The organism is Methylobacterium sp. BI1 (assembly GCF_056680125.1).
Window position 1 is genome coordinate 4,368,143 of the sequence record NZ_CM155267.1, and the last position, 13,433, is coordinate 4,381,575.

Consider the following 13,433-nt stretch of genomic DNA (forward strand, 5'->3'; position numbering starts at 1 on the left):
TTTGGCTGGCCGCGCGCATCGCCGCTCGTCGGGGCACAGCCATAGCGGATCGCCAGGCCCAGCACGACCGGGGGCTTCGGCATGGCGGCCATCGGCCTTCACGGGCTCGTCCCCCGGCTTGCGGTTCGCGCTGGATCGCGTCACCAGCACCGGGATGGCCCACCCAAGCTCCGCCAACGCCGTATCGGACCTGCCGATCGAGGACGCCCTCCCGGCCCTGCGCGACGCCCTCGCCGGAGGACCGGCCGCGGTGCTGGTGGCGCCGCCCGGCGCGGGCAAGACCACCCGGGTGCCGCTGGCCCTCCTCGAGGCGCCCTGGCTGCGGCCCGCCGACAAGATCATCCTGCTGGAGCCGCGCCGCCTCGCCGCCCGCGGAGCCGCCGAGCGCATGGCCGCCACCCTCGGCGAGCGCGTCGGCGACACGGTCGGCCTGCGGGTCCGCCTCGGCTCGAAGATCTCCGGCCGCACCCGCATCGAGGTCGTCACCGAGGGCGTCTTCACCCGCATGATCCTCGACGACCCGGAACTCACCGGCATCGGCGCCGTCCTGTTCGACGAATTCCACGAGCGCTCCCTCGACGCGGATCTCGGCCTCGCCCTGGCCCTCGATGCGCAGGGAGCCCTGCGCGAGGACCTGCGGATCCTCGTCATGTCGGCGACCCTCGACGGTGCCCGGGTCGCCGGCCTGCTCGGCACGGCGCCGGTGATCGAATCGGAAGGGCGCGCCTACCCGGTGGAGACGCGCTACTGGGACCGCGACCCGAACCGGCGGATCGAGGAGGTCGTGGCCGAGGCCATCCTGCGGGCCCTGCGGGCCGATCCGGGATCGGTCCTGGCCTTCCTGCCGGGCCAGGGTGAGATCCGCCGGGTCGCGACACTCTTGGCCGACAAAGTCGACGCCACCACCGAGATCGCGCCGCTCTACGGGGCGCTGACGCCCGCCGAGCAGGACCGCGCCGTCGCGCCCGCGCCACCGGGACGGCGCAAGGTGGTGCTCGCCACCAGCATCGCCGAGACCTCGCTGACCATCCAGGGCGTGCGCATCGTGGTCGATTCCGGCCTGTCGCGCGTGCCCGTCTACGAGCCCGGCCTCGGGCTGACCCGCCTCGTCACGGCGCGGGCCTCGCGCGCCTCCGTGGACCAGCGCCGGGGGCGCGCCGGCCGCACCGAGCCCGGCATCTGCCACCGCCTCTGGGCCGAGGCCGCCACCAACGCCCTCGAGCCCTTCACCCGCCCGGAGATCCTCGCCGCCGACCTCTCGGGCCTGCTGCTCGACTGCGCCGCCTGGGGCGTGTCCGATCCCGCGTCCCTGGCCTTCCTCGATACGCCGCCCGCGCCCGCCCTGGCCGAGGCACAGGCGACGCTGCGCGACCTCGGGGCGATCGCGGCCGACGGGCGTCTCACCGAGACCGGCCGGGCCCTGCGCGCCCTGCCCCTGCCGCCGCGCCTCGCCCGCATGGTCGTCGGTGCGGCCGGATACGGCACGGCCCGCGCGGCGGCGGATCTCGCGGCGGTGCTGGTGGAGCGCGGCCTCGGCGGGGACGACACCGACGTCACCCACCGGGCCGAGCGCTTCACCCGCGACCGCGGCCAGCGGGCCAGCGACATGCGACGCCTCGCCCAGGGTTGGGCCCGGCAGGCGGAGAGCTTTGCCGCTGAACGGGTCGGGGCACCGGCCGGCCTCGACATGAGCGAGGCCGGGCCGCTCCTCGCCCTGGCCTATCCCGACCGTGTCGCCCGCGCCCGGGGCCGCGACGGCGAGTTCGTGATGGCCAATGGCCGGGCGGGACGCGTGGATGCGGCCTCCGCCCTCGCCCGCGCACCGTTCCTCGTGGTGGCCGAACTCACCGGCACAGCCGCGCAGGGACGCATCCTCGCGGCGGCCCCGATCACCCTGGAAGCCATTGAGGCGTTGTTCGGATCGACGATCACGGCGGCGACGCAGGTCGCCTTCGATCGGAGCTCCCGCGCCCTGCGGGCCCGTGCCCTGCGGCGCCTCGGAGCCCTCACCCTAGGTGAGCGCACCCTGCCGGTCCCGGCCGACCTCGCCTCGGCGGAAATCCTGGCGCGGGGCGTCGCCGAAATCGGTCTTCAGGCCCTGCCGTGGACGCCGGCCCTGACGCAGTGGCGGGCTCGCCTGCACTTCCTGCGGGCGACTGATCCCGAGACCTGGCCCGACCTGTCCGACGCCCACCTCGTATCCACGATCGCGGCGTGGCTCGCCCCCGAGATCGTCGGGCGCACCAGCCTCGACGCGATCGACGCCGACGACCTGGGGCGCGCCCTCCAGGCGCTGCTGCCCTGGTCCCTTCGCGCCCGGCTCGACGCGGAGGCCCCGACCCATGTCGCGGTGCCCACCGGTTCGCGCATCGCCCTCGATTACGAGGCCGAGGGCGGGCCGGTGCTCGCCGTTCGGGTGCAGGAGCTGTTCGGGCTCGAACGCCATCCGAGCATCGCCGGGGGACGCATCCCCCTGGTGCTGCACCTGCTCTCGCCGGCCTCGCGGCCGATCCAGATCACCCGCGACCTGCCGGGATTCTGGCGCGGGTCGTGGAGCGCCGTGCGCTCGGAGATGCGCGGACGCTATCCGCGCCATCCCTGGCCCGAGGACCCGGTCGCCGAGCCGCCGACCCGCCGGGTGAAGCCGAGGGGCACGTGAGCGGACGCCTGCGCTACACCCTTGCCCTCTTCGATCCGCGGGGCCGGCTCGCGGCGCCGGCCTACCGGCACTGGCTGATCCGCACCCTGCTCTTCGGCTTCGGGCTGCTCTGCCTCGGCATCTGGCTCGCGAGCCTCGGCCTGCGCTGGGCCGGGTTCCTGGCCGTCGCCGGGATCCTGCCGGTGATGGGCGCGACGGCGATCCAGACGATCCGGCGCCTGCACGACCGGGACCGCAGCGGCGGCTGGCTCGGCCTGTACGTCCTGGCGGAAACCGTCAGCGTCCTGCCCCTGGAGCGGGCCGTGGACGCCCATCCCCTCCCCGTCATCGCCCTGGTGCTGGCGATGCTCGGCTTCTTCGTCTGGTTCTTCGTCGAGACGGTGTTCCGGACCGGGAGCCCGGGAGCCAACCGGTACGGCCCGGTCCCCGGGGCGGCGTGACCGGTCAGGCCGCCCGGCGGGCGGCGAGGACGATGCGGGCGGCGCTGCGGCTCGGCGGATCGTCGTCCGGCAGTCGCATCAGGCTGTCGATGCGCGCGAGGGCGGCCACCTGCGCGTCCCGCGCCGGCTCCCCCGCGAGGAGCGGTGCGACGGCGTCGGCGAGGCGCGGGGCCGTGCACTCGGCCTGGATGAATTCCGGCATGGCGTTCCGGCCCAGGATCAGGTTCGGCAGCACGATCGTGGGGACCTGGATGAGGCGGCGGGCCACGGCTTCCTCGATCCGCGAGACCTTGTAGGCGACCACCATCGGCACGCCGGCCAGGGCCAGTTCCAGGGTGACGGTGCCGGAGGCCGCCAAGGCCGCCCGGGCCCGGCGGAAGGTGGCGTGCTTGGCCGCCTCGCCGTGCACGAGGGTGACCGGGCTGTCCCAGGCCAGCGCGAGGCGCTCGATCAGGGCCCTGTGCCGGGTCACCGCCGGCAGCACCGCCTCGATCGGCCCGAAGCGCGCCGTGAGTCGCGCCAGGGTCGCGCCGAAGACCGGCATCAGGCGCTCGATCTCCGAGCGGCGCGAGCCCGGCAGGATCGCTAGGACCGGGCGCCCCGTCATCCGGGCCTCGGCCTCGGCGGAGCCGGGCCGCAGATCCCCGAGCCGCTCGATCAGCGGGTGGCCGACATAGGTGCAGGCCGGGCCGTTGAGGCGCCGATGCGCCTCCGGCTCGAACGGCAGAAGCGCGAGGACGTGGTCGATGAAGGGGCGCATCTTCGCCGCCCGCCAGGGGCGCCAGGCCCAGACGCTCGGGGAGACGTAGTCCACGATCGGCAGGTTCGGCATCCGCTTGCGCACCCGCGCGGCGACCGCGTGGGTGAAGCCGGGGCTGTCGATGATGACGAGGACGTCCGGCCGGGCCTCGACCACGTCGCGCACGGTCTGGCGGATGCGGCGCAGCAGGGTGCGCAGCCGGGCGGCCACCGGCAGGTAGCCCATCACCGCCACGTCATCGATGGGAAACAACGAGGCGAAGCCCTCCGCCGCCATGGCCTCGCCGCCGACGCCGCCGAAGCGGATCGGCCGGTCCGAGAGTTCGCGCAGGCCGCGCATCAGCTTGGCCCCGAGCTGATCCCCGGAATCCTCGCCGGCCACCAGCCAGATCGTCCGCTCGCTGCGCGGTTCGCTCATGGTCCCGATCCCGTTCTCGCCTCAGGACCGCCCGCGTCGGCACCCAGGCCGAGGAGAAACAGGCCCGCCCGGTCCGCGGCCGCGATCGTGGCCGGTCGGTCGATGATGAGGGTGAAGCCCGCCTGGACGGCCAGGCCCGAACAGCCCGCCGCCGCCGCGTTCGCCACCGTGCGCGGGCCGATCGCCGGCAGGTCGACCCGCAGGTCCTGACCGATCTTGGCGCATTTCACCAGTACGGTCCCGGGCTGCGCGCTGCCGTAGCCGAGGGGGCGGCGGCCGAGCCTCCGGGCGCGGGCCAGCATCCGGTCCGTCCCCTCCGGGCCCTCGACCGCCAGGGCCCGCTGCCCGACGACGACGGTGGCCTGGCCGACGTCGAAATCCGACAGGGATGCCAGCAGGGCGCGGCCGGTGGCGATGGAGTCGCGCGCGGCGGCATCGGGTATGTGCCGGCCGAGCAGGCCTTCGGGGCTGAGGAGATCGGGCGCGACCTCGTGGACGCCGACGACGCCGTGGCCGTGCTCTTCCAGCAGCGCCAGGGCACCGCGCAGGAGCCGGTCGTCGCCCCCGCCGGAGATGGCTTTCAGGGCATCGCGGTTGCGCAGGGCCGCGGCGGCGTTGAGGATCGCGGCCGGGTTCGGCCGGGACACGCCACCGGCCGGCACCACGGTGACCGGGCCCCAGGCTTTGAGGATCGCCAGGATGCCGGCGATGTCGAGGAGATCGACGGTGGCGGCCGCACGGGCGCGCATCGCCCGCTCGGCGAACCCCCGGATAGCCAGGACGCGGAACGGACGCCCCGCCCGGTCGAGGGAGGTGGCCACGAGTTCCGGCAGGCGGCCGGCGCCCGCCACCAGGACCAGCGCCGCCGGTGCGGGCGCGATGCGCGCGGCCGGCGCCGGGTTCGCGCTCAAGCGGCGCTCGGCGTCTCGCGCGGGGTGCAGAGCGAACGCTTGCCGCCGGCGCGGATGAAGGCGACGATCTCGGCCACGGCGCGGTGGGTCTCGAATTCGGCGGCGACATCCTCGAGGCGCTCCATCAGCGTGCCCTCGTTGGCGAAGAGCAGCCGGTAGGCCCGCCGCAGGGTGTGGATGTCCTCCCGGGCGAAGCCCCGCCGCTGCAGGCCGATGATGTTCAGGCCCGACAGGTAGGCCCGGTTGCCCAGGGCCATGCCGTAGGGGATGCAATCGTTCTCCAGACCCGACAGGCCGCCCACGAAGGCGTGGGCCCCGACGCGCGCGAACTGGATCACGGCGGCGCCGCCCCCGAGGATCGCGTAATCGCCGACGCTGCAATGGCCGGCGAGCATGACGTTGTTCGAGAACACGACGCCGTCGCCGACCCGGCAATCGTGGCCCACATGGGCGTTGGCGAGGAAGGTGCAGTTGTCGCCGACCGTGGTCTCGAGGCCGCCCCCGGCCGTGCCGGGATTCATGGTCACGCCCTCGCGGATCAGGCAGTCGGCGCCGATCGTCAGGGTCGAGGCCTCGCCCTTGAACTTGAGGTCCTGCGGCGGATGGCCGATGGAGGCGAAGGGGTAGAGCCGGGTCCGGGGACCGATCGTCGTCTGGCCGGCCACCACCACGTGGCTCACCAGTTCGCAGCCCGCCCCGAGTGTCACGGCCGGGCCGACATGGCAGAACGGGCCGACCCGGACGCCTTCGCCGAGGGTCGCGCCGTCCTCGACCACCGCGCTCGGGTGGATCTCCGCGGCGGCGCTCACTCGGTCACCAGCATCGCGCCGATCTCGGCTTCGGCGACTAGGACGCCGTCGACCCGCGCCTCGCCGCGGAACCACCACATGGTCCGGCGGTGGTTCGTCTTGGTCATGTGGTAGCGGACGGTATCGCCGGGCACGACGGGCTTGCGGAACTTGCACTTGTCGATGGTCATGAAGAACACCTGCTTGGTGCGCAGCTCGTCGCCCATGATGTGGCGGCAGCAGATGGCGCCCGCGGTCTGGGCCATGCCCTCAATCAGCAGGACGCCGGGGAACACCGGCAGGCCGGGGAAATGCCCGGTGAATTGCGGCTCGTTGATCGTGACGTTCTTGATCCCGATACAGCTCTGGTCGCCATCGATCTCGATGATCCGGTCGATCATCAGGAAGGGATAGCGGTGCGGCAGGAGTTCCAGAACCTTCTGGATATCAGCCGAGCCGAGTTCACGCGGCATGTCGCTCATCGATTGTCTGATCCCACTGCGCGTCGGCGCCCCCGCCGCCCCGCCTCGTTCCCGTTCGCCGCCAGTCCTGGAGGAAGCGCCTTCATTCGGCAGATGGCCCGCGGATGCAAGCCCTCAGGCCCGAATGCGGCGCCCGGCCGGCCACCCCGCCCGGGATTCGGGGCGACCGATCGCCACGTTGTCATCTCGGTGTGGAGGCTATCGTTTGAGTAGAATTCACACGATCTTGACGTCGCCCTCGCGAGCCCCAGAATCCAAAAGGGCCGACGCAGAAACGGCGGTTGTCCGAAGACCTCCCTTTCCGAGGACAAGACCTGATGGTTTCACCCGACAAGGATCGGCTCGCTCATAGCGCCGCCGCGAGACCAGGGAACAACGACGTTTCAGCCAGCAACAACGTTCAGGCGCTGCGCCCTGGCGATGTCGTCATCTTAGCCGATCTCGCGCACCGCCCCGCCCGCGCCACGGACGTCGCCGCCACGGCCGCGGCCCTCGGTGCGGTCGCCGCCCGCCTGGTGCCGGACCCCGGCGCCGCCGGCCATGCGATCCTCGACGCGGTCCTCCGGCTCTGCGGATGCGGCTCGGCGGGGCTCGCCCTCCGCGAGGACGGGACCGAGGCACTGGTCTGGAGCCGCGTCGCCGGCCGCCTTGCGGATCAGGCCGGCCTGCGGTTTCCCCACGATGCCGACGCGCAGCGCCGCTGTCTGGACGCGGGCGAGACCCTCCTCGTCAGCCGTCCCTTCGCCGGCCTCGCCGACGAGGCGGGTGCGCCCCTGCTGGAAGGCCTGTTCACGCCCGTACGGGACACCTCCGGACAGGTTCGCGGCGTGCTGTGGGCGATCCATCACGACGTGACCGCGCGGTTCGATGCGGAAGACGCCCGGATCCTGCAGCAATTCGCCGGCCTGGTCGTCCTGGCGCTGAGGGGGTCCGGCCACGCGGCGCAGGCGCCCACGGCGAAGCCCGCCCGCGCGGCCCGTCGCAGCGCGCCGGCGCAGGCCGATGCGAACCCCTTCATCCGCAAGCTGCACGGCTTCGTACCGCTCTCGTCGGCCGATCGCGGGCACCTGCAGCGCCTGACGGACGAGACCGTCGCGGTTCCGGCCCGGACCGACCTGATCCGCGAGGGCGACCGCCCCGGCGGCGTGTTCCTGATGCTGGAAGGCATGGCCTGCCGCTATCGGCGGATCGGCCCGGATCGCCGCCAGATCACGGCCTACCTGCTTCCGGGCGATTTCTGCGACCTCGACGTCGCCCTGCTCAGCCGGATGGACCACACCATCATGACCCTGACGGACAGTCGGGTGGCTCGCCTCGACCGGGCGACCGTGCTCGACCTGATCCGCGACCATCCCAACATCGCGGCCGCCCTGCGCAAGACCACCCTGGTGGACGAAGCGACCCTGCGCGAATGGCTGGTCGGTCTCGGGTCGCGCGGGCCGATCGAGCGGGTCGCGCACCTGTTCTGCGAATTGCAGGCCCGATTCGAGGTCGTCGGGCTGGCTGGCCCGGAGGGCTTCCCGCTGCGCCTGACGCAAATGGACCTCGCGGACGCGACCGGCCTCTCCAGCGTGCACGTGACGCGGGCGATCCAGGACCTCACCAGCCGCGGTCTCGTCGCACAGACCGACGGGATGCTGGCGATCCGCGATCCCGGCGGGCTGAAGGCGCTTGCCGGCTTCGGGGGCGATTACCTCCACCTGGAGGATCGGCACCCGCGCGGCTGAGGCTTTCAGGCCTTCGGCTCGTCCCCGCCGGTGGAGCGCTCGGCCAGGCGCGCGAGCGTGGTCAATTCCCGGAACCAGGCCCGCACGGGCTTGGCCGGCGTCCCGCCCCACCGACTGCCCGGCGGCACGTCACGGTTCACGTTCGACGATCCGGCGATCTGCGAGCCCATCCCGATTCGCAGGTGGCCGACGACGCCAACCTGACCACCCAGGACGACGTAGTCCTCGAGGGTGGTCGACCCGGAGATGCCCACCCCGGACACGATCACGCAGTGGCGTCCGATGACGACGTTGTGGGCGATCTGCACGAGGTTATCGATCTTGGTGCCCTCACCGATGATCGTGTCGCGGCTGGCGCCCCGATCGATGGTCGTGTTGGCGCCGATCTCGACGTCGTCCTGAACGATCACACGGCCGATCTGGGGCACCTTCAGGTGTCCGCCGGGCCCCATGGCGAAGCCGAAGCCGTCCTGGCCGAGGCGGGCGCCCGGATGGATGATGACCCGGTTGCCGAGTAGGGCATGGGTCAGGGTGGCCCCGGCACCGACCGAACAGTCGCGTCCGATCCGGACCCTGGGGCCGATGCTGGCATTCGGGCCGATGACCGTGCCGGAGCCGATTTCGGCGCCAGGGCCGATGACGGCGCCCGGATCCACCTGCACGCCGGGCTCGAGGCGGGCTTCGGGATGGATATGCGCGCCCGGGGCGATGCCGGCCGAGCCGAAGAGCGAGGCGGGCCGCATCGCCTCCGGGTGGAGCCGGGCGAGCAGGCCGGCATAGATCCGATAGGGATCGCGCAGGACGAGGGCCACGGTCTCGGCCGGGACCCGGGGGGCGAAGCGGGGCGAGACGAGGCAGAGCCCGGCCCGGGTCGCCGCGAGCGCGTCACCGTAACGGGCGTTGTCCATGTAGGCGACGTCGGTCGGCGTCGCGGATTCCAGCGGCGCGGCGCCGGTGATCACGCCGTCCGGGTTCGTGCCCTCGGGGAGCGAAACGCCAGCAGCCTCGGCGATGGCGCCGAGGCTGAGGGTGGTGGTCGCGGAGAAGAAGATCGGATCTGACATGCCGTCACAACGCGCTGCCTCCCCGAAAGGAGGCAGCGCTCCGGGTCAGAACCGCGAGCCGCCGGAGAACCGGAAGGCCTGCAGCTGATCCTTGCCGACGCGGCCGAGGTAGTTGCCCGTCGCATCGTAGGCCTTCACGCCTTCATCCTTCGAGAGGGCGTAGGCGTAGTCGAAGCGGATCGGGCCCAGCGGCGAGTTCCACAGGATCGACGCACCGATCGAGGACCGGATCGTCATCTTGTCACGCACGTTCACGCACTCGGGTTCGACGCCGATGGTGTTCTGGTTGAAGTTACAGGCGCCGCCCGGGGCGATACCGTTGATGAAGGCATCGCCGTTCACGTTGAACTGGGTCTTACCATTATAACCGAACAGCGTACCGGCATCGGCGAACACCGCGCCCTTCAGGCCCAGATCCCGCGGCACGCCGGGGAGCGGGAACTGCACTTCGAGGGTGCCGCCGAAGTAGGTCGAGCCGCCGATGGCGTTCGAACGGCTGTCGCTGATGCCGACGTCGCGCGGGCCGATACCGTTGGGCGCGAAGCCACGGACCAGCGACGGGCCGAGGAAGAACTGGTCGGTGATGCGCAGGGGCTGGTCGTTCAGGGCCGTGATGTGACCGCCCTGGAAGCGGACGAAGCCGACCACGTCCTCGTAGAGCTCCTTGTAGTACCGGGCATCGCCAGTCACGCGGAAGAACTTCGAGTCGCCGCCGAGGCCGGCGACGTCGGGCTTCAGCTCGGCGTAGAGGCCGTTGCGCGGCGAGCCCAGGTTGTCGAGGGTCGAGTAGGCGAGCGTCAGGCCGGCCAGCGAGGTCAGCGTGTTGCCCTGCGAACCCTTGAGCGCGATCGAGGCCTCGCCGTCGAACGCACAGTTCGGGTAGGCAGCCTGCTCGCCCGCCGCACCGGTCGCGAGGGCACCATTCGTCAACACCGTGTAACCCGGGATCGGGTTCGAACAGTCGTTGTACGGGCGCTTGACCGTGTTCGGGACCTTCAGCTCGGTGTTGTAGAGCGAGTACCGCATCGTGATGCCGAACTCTTCCGTGATCGGCAGGCCGACGCGGAGCTGGCCACCATAGACCGTGGTCTCGTAGCGCGAGTAGCGGGTCTGGTCGCTGTACTTGTAGAAGGCGTCGAAGCCGGCGGCGAGGCGGTAGCCGAGGAAGTACGGCTCGGTGAACGAGAAGTCGAAGCCGCGCGAGTACTGGCCGCCGGTGCCCGCTACGCGGACGTACTGGCCGCGGCCGAGGAAGTTCGACTCCGAGATCGAGACTTCGCCGATGATGCCGTCCTGGGTGGAGTAGCCGCCTGCCACCGAGAACGAACCCGTGGGCTGATCCTCGACGTCGATGTTGATGATCACGCGGTCGGCCGAGGAGCCCGGCTCGTTGGAGAAGCGCACCTTCTTGAAGAAGCCGAGGCCGTTCAGGCGCCGCTCGGCCCGGTCGGTCAGCACCCGGTTGTAGGCATCGCCCTCGGTGATATCGAGTTCGCGCCGGATGACGTAGTCGCGGGTGCGGGTGTTGCCGCGGATGTTGATGCGCTCGACGTAGACGCGCGGTCCGTCCTCGACCACGAAGCCCAGGGCCACGGTGTGGGTGGCGCGGTCGCGCTGGCCGGTGGGACGCACCTGGGCGAAGGGGTAGCCCTGGCGCCCGACCTGGTTGGTCACGCCGTTGAGGGTGCGCTCCACGTCCTCGGCGTTGTAGACGTCGCCGACCTGGGCGCGGATCTCGCCATCGAGGCTCTGGGTGTCGAGGCCCGGCAGGCGGGAATCGATCGCCACCGCGCCGACGCGGTACTGCTCACCCTCGTCGACGGTGACGGTGATGACCCAGCCGGCATCGCCCTCGCCCTCGACGTAGCGGGCATCGGCATTGACCACGCGGAAATCGGCGTAGCCGTTCTTCAGGTAGTAGCGCCGGACGATGTCGAGGTCGTTGGTGATGCGATCGGGATCGTAGACGTCGGACGTCTTGATGAAGCTGAGGAAGTTCATCTCCGAGGAGGACATCAGCTCGCGCAGCTTCGACGACGAGTAGGCATTGTTGCCCACGAAGTTGATCGCCTTGATGCCGGTCTTGTCGCCTTCCTCGATCACGTAGATCACGTCGAGGCGGCCGTTCGGCAGATCGACCGTCCGGTAGGTCACCTTCGCCGTGCCGCGGCCGGCGCGGCGGTAGACTTCCTTGATGCGCTGGATGTCGGCCTGGATCACGGCCTCGCTGAAGGCGCCGCGCGCCTTGGCCTCGACCTCGCCCTCGAGGGTGGCCTTCTCGATCTTCTTGTTGCCCTCGAACACCACCCGGTTGATCAGGTTGTTCTCGCGGACGCTGACGACGGTGCTGGCACCGTTGCGGGAGACTTTCACGTCGGAGAACATGCCGCTCGCCAGCAGGTTGCGGCGGGCTTCCTCGGGCGAGCCGGAGGCGGTGCCGGTCACGTAGGACCGGATGGTGTCGGCATCGACACGCTTGTTACCCTGGACGACGATCTGCTGCGCCTGAGCGGTTCCACCGAGAACGAGGCCAGCGGCCGCCGCGGCGACTAGGACGATGGTCTGTTCCGCCGACTTACGCCGGCGCTTCCCCGTCATCGACATCATGTAATCGCCCGTCTCTTTATATCTTCAGCGCGAGTTTGCACCCGCAATCAGGCGCCCGTTTTCCGGGCGTCCTGACATCTGGTCCCAAGCTCAGCTTCTATCGGGATTCCCACGTTAAGCAAACGCTGGGGGGTCCCGCTCACTGGGGATTTTGGGGAGACGTGGCCTTCCGGTCACTTAACGCCCCGGGCCGATCGTCGAACAGGGTCAACAAACGGTTGCGCGCGAAACCCGGAGGTTCCGCGCGCGGCTGGGATTGTGGTTAAGATCGAGGCGGTTGCGTGTCCCGGATCGGGACCGTCCCGCGAAACCCGGGCGGGTGCTCAGGTTCCGCGCGCACCCCAGGACGCACCGAGATTGAGGATGTCGTTCCAGGCGGCGAACAACATGAGGAACAGAACCAGGGCGAGGCCGATGCGGAAGCCAATCTCCTGGGCCCGCTCGCTCAGGGGCCGGCCGCGGACGGCCTCGAAGGCGTAGAACAGCAGGTGGCCACCATCGAGGAGGGGCACCGGAAAGAGGTTGAGGAGGCCGATCGAGACCGACAGCAGCGCGATCAGGCCGATGAGGCCCCCGAGGCCGCCGCTCTGGGCCACGGCACCCGAGACGCGGGCGATCCCGATCGGTCCGGAGAGCTGGTCGGGGGATTCCCGGCCGGTCACCAGCTTGCCGATATAGTCGATCGTCCGGTCGACCACGAAGTAGGTCTCGTAGGTCCCGAGGCCGAGGGACTCGACCGGACCGTAATGCACGAGCTTGGCCTCGCTCGCCTTCGGACCCTGGATGCCGAGACGGCCGAAGCGGTGACGACCGAAGGGCGTCACATCCTCCTTGCGCTCGGGCACGGCCACGAGCTCGCGGGTCTCGCCGCCGCGCTCGACCGTGAAGGTCAGGCTGGAGCCGGCCGCCCCCGAGACCGTCCGCTGCATGTCGGTGAAGCTGTTGACCCGCGACCCGCCGATGGCACGGATCACGTCGCCCGGCTCGAAGCCGGCCCGGGCGGCAGCACTGTCGGGCATCACGGCCTCGACGCGGGCCGGCGTCTCGTACCGCCCGCCGAAATAGATGGCGCCGGAGAACAGCGCGATGGCGAGGATGAAGTTGGCGATCGGCCCCGCGGCCACGATGGCGGCGCGCTTCGGGAGCGACTGGGTCGGGAAGCTGGTGGCCCGCTCCTGCGGAGACATCCGGGCCACGGCCTCGGGATCCGGGACGCTGGCGCCGTTGGCGTCGCCGTGGAACTTCACGTAGCCGCCGAGGGGGATCGCCGAGAGCTTCCAGCGCGTCCCATGCCGGTCGTTGAAGCCGAACAGTTCCGGTCCGAAGCCGAGGGAGAAGGCGTGGACGCCGACCCCGCACCAGCGCCCCACCAGGAAATGTCCCATCTCGTGCACGAAGACGACGATGCTCAGCACGATCAGGAAGGGGATCACGGCGCCGAAGAAGCCGCTCGCCGTGCCGCCCATGGCGTTCAGAAAGTCCATTGGTCGATCCTCTCGGCCTCCCCCGGGGCCGTCGTTCCGCTGTAGCAGATCGGATGCGTGGAACGCGAACGCAAACCCTTGACGGGGGTTTTGC

At 71.0% G+C, this 13,433-nt stretch carries 10 protein-coding genes; 3 read left to right on the plus strand and 7 right to left on the minus strand.

The annotated features are described in order from the left end of the window. Nucleotides 1-154: 154 nt before the first annotated feature. Both hrpB and AC1MGR_RS20645 read left to right on the plus strand, forming a co-directional pair. Nucleotides 155-2,659 carry an ATP-dependent helicase HrpB gene (hrpB, locus tag AC1MGR_RS20640; RefSeq protein ID WP_480232775.1) on the plus strand — a complete coding sequence of 835 codons (2,505 nt, stop codon included), beginning with the start codon at nt 155-157 and terminating at the stop codon, nt 2,657-2,659. Then, nucleotides 2,656-3,099 carry a DUF805 domain-containing protein gene (locus AC1MGR_RS20645; RefSeq protein WP_480232776.1) on the plus strand — a complete coding sequence of 148 codons (444 nt, stop codon included), beginning with the start codon at nt 2,656-2,658 and terminating at the stop codon, nt 3,097-3,099. The genes hrpB and AC1MGR_RS20645 overlap by 4 nt, the downstream gene beginning before the upstream one ends. A gap of 4 nt (nt 3,100-3,103) precedes the next feature. Here the strand turns inward: AC1MGR_RS20645 and lpxB are convergent, their stop codons facing one another. The 4 genes from lpxB to fabZ are packed head-to-tail and all read right to left on the minus strand — an operon-like array spanning nt 3,104 to nt 6,448. Next, complete coding sequence (gene lpxB, locus AC1MGR_RS20650) at nt 3,104-4,276, minus strand: lipid-A-disaccharide synthase (RefSeq protein ID WP_480232777.1); 1,173 nt, start codon at nt 4,274-4,276, stop codon at nt 3,104-3,106. Continuing rightward, nucleotides 4,273-5,187, minus strand: a complete 915-nt coding sequence (locus tag AC1MGR_RS20655) for an LpxI family protein (RefSeq protein ID WP_480232778.1) — start codon at nt 5,185-5,187, stop codon at nt 4,273-4,275. The genes lpxB and AC1MGR_RS20655 overlap by 4 nt, the downstream gene beginning before the upstream one ends. Next, on the minus strand, nt 5,184-5,996 hold the full coding sequence (lpxA, locus tag AC1MGR_RS20660) for an acyl-ACP--UDP-N-acetylglucosamine O-acyltransferase (RefSeq protein WP_108034964.1): 813 nt from the start codon (nt 5,994-5,996) through the stop codon (nt 5,184-5,186). Before lpxA ends, AC1MGR_RS20655 begins: the two co-directional genes overlap by 4 nt. Beyond that, a complete protein-coding gene (gene fabZ / locus AC1MGR_RS20665; RefSeq protein WP_480234858.1) occupies nt 5,993-6,448 on the minus strand; it encodes a 3-hydroxyacyl-ACP dehydratase FabZ in 456 nt (151 codons plus the stop codon). Before fabZ ends, lpxA begins: the two co-directional genes overlap by 4 nt. A 326-nt stretch (nt 6,449-6,774) precedes the next feature. Between fabZ and AC1MGR_RS20670 the strand changes: the two genes are divergently transcribed. Beyond that, nucleotides 6,775-8,184, plus strand: a complete 1,410-nt coding sequence (locus tag AC1MGR_RS20670) for a helix-turn-helix domain-containing protein (protein ID WP_480232779.1) — start codon at nt 6,775-6,777, stop codon at nt 8,182-8,184. A gap of 5 nt (nt 8,185-8,189) precedes the next feature. Here AC1MGR_RS20670 and lpxD read toward each other — a convergent pair whose 3' ends face one another. The 3 genes from lpxD to rseP form a co-directional block, all read right to left on the minus strand. After that, a complete protein-coding gene (gene lpxD, locus AC1MGR_RS20675; RefSeq protein ID WP_480232780.1) occupies nt 8,190-9,248 on the minus strand; it encodes a UDP-3-O-(3-hydroxymyristoyl)glucosamine N-acyltransferase in 1,059 nt (352 codons plus the stop codon). 45 nt (nt 9,249-9,293) lie between these two features. After that, a complete protein-coding gene (gene bamA, locus AC1MGR_RS20680; RefSeq protein ID WP_108034960.1) occupies nt 9,294-11,855 on the minus strand; it encodes an outer membrane protein assembly factor BamA in 2,562 nt (853 codons plus the stop codon). A 323-nt stretch (nt 11,856-12,178) separates the two neighbouring features. Beyond that, nucleotides 12,179-13,339 carry an RIP metalloprotease RseP gene (gene rseP, locus AC1MGR_RS20685; protein ID WP_108034959.1) on the minus strand — a complete coding sequence of 387 codons (1,161 nt, stop codon included), beginning with the start codon at nt 13,337-13,339 and terminating at the stop codon, nt 12,179-12,181. Nucleotides 13,340-13,433: the final 94 nt, after the last annotated feature.